Source organism: Acetobacter sp. DsW_063 (assembly GCF_002153745.1).
In the GTDB taxonomy this organism is placed as follows: domain Bacteria; phylum Pseudomonadota; class Alphaproteobacteria; order Acetobacterales; family Acetobacteraceae; genus Acetobacter.
In genome coordinates, this window is the sequence record NZ_JOPL01000128.1 from 1 (window position 1) to 1116 (window position 1116).

A 1116-nucleotide genomic window follows, 5' to 3' on the forward strand; every position below is an offset into this window, starting at 1 on the left:
TTCTGTCCTTCTTCTCCTTCTCGGGCGGGGCGCTGATCTGATGGCGGGATATGAGGATGACGCGGTGCCGGGTTTTCATGTCCCGGTGCATCGGTCCCTGACCGACCCGATCCTGCTGGGCGGGGCACCACGCGCCGTGGCCATCGCTAATGGCACGCTGGCAGCGGCCATCGCGCTGGGTCTGCGCCTGTGGCTGATCGGGGCGGCATTCTGGATCGTGGGGCACACGCTGGCGGTCTGGGGCGCAAGGCGTGATCCGTTCTTCATTGAGGTGGGGCGGCGGCATCTCCGCTACCCCGCCTGGCTGCGGGCATAGGGAGACCCGCCATGATGTCCCTTGGCGAATATCGCAATCGTGCTGCCCTGCTGTCAGACTTCCTGCCCTGGGCAGCACTGGTTGAGAAAGGTGTTGTCCTGAACAAGGACGGTTCTTTTCAACGCACCGCCAAAATTCGAGGCCCTGATCTGGATAGCGCAACGCCTACCGAACTGGTCGGCGTGACCGGACGATTAAATAACGCCCTGCGGCGTCTTGGTTCCGGCTGGGCCGTGTTTGTGGAGGCACAGCGCGTGCCCGCCACGATTTACCCTGAGAGCGATTTTCCCGATGCCGCCAGTCAGATGGTCGATCTGGAACGCCGGGAGCAGTTCGAGGATGAGGGCGCGCATTTTGAGAGCCGGTATTTCCTGACCCTGGTGTGGCTACCGCCGGCGGAATCATCAGGGCGTGCCGAGCGTTTTCTGTATGAGGGTCGGGAACACGACGGGCCGGACCCGCATGGTATGCTCCATGCCTTCATCGATCGCAGTGATCGGCTTCTTGCTCTGCTGGACGGATTCATGCCCGAGGCGGCATGGCTGAACGATGGCGAGACGCTGACCTACCTGCACAGCACCATTTCGACGCGAAACCAGCGCGTCAGGGTGCCGGAAATCCCGATGCACCTCGACGCCCTGTTGGTCGATCAGCCGCTGGCGGGCGGTCTGGAACCCAAACTCGGTGATGCGTATCTGAAAACCCTGACCATCACGGGTTTCCCATCACGGACCTTTCCCGGCATTCTCGATGACCTGAACCGGCTGGCGATGCCCTATCGCTGGTCCACCCGCGCCATC

The 1116-nt window shown here is 62.5% G+C and carries 1 protein-coding gene and 1 pseudogene; both read left to right on the forward strand.

All coding sequences use genetic code 11. From position 1 onward, the window contains the following. The first annotated feature begins 40 nt into the window (after nt 1–40). Entirely contained in the window at nt 41–316 is a 276-nt protein-coding gene (locus HK28_RS13120; RefSeq protein WP_086644987.1) for a VirB3 family type IV secretion system protein, read from the forward strand. 11 nt (nt 317–327) lie between these two features. Continuing rightward, a pseudogene (locus HK28_RS13125) lies at nt 328–1116 on the forward strand (conjugal transfer protein TrbE); the annotation flags it as partial.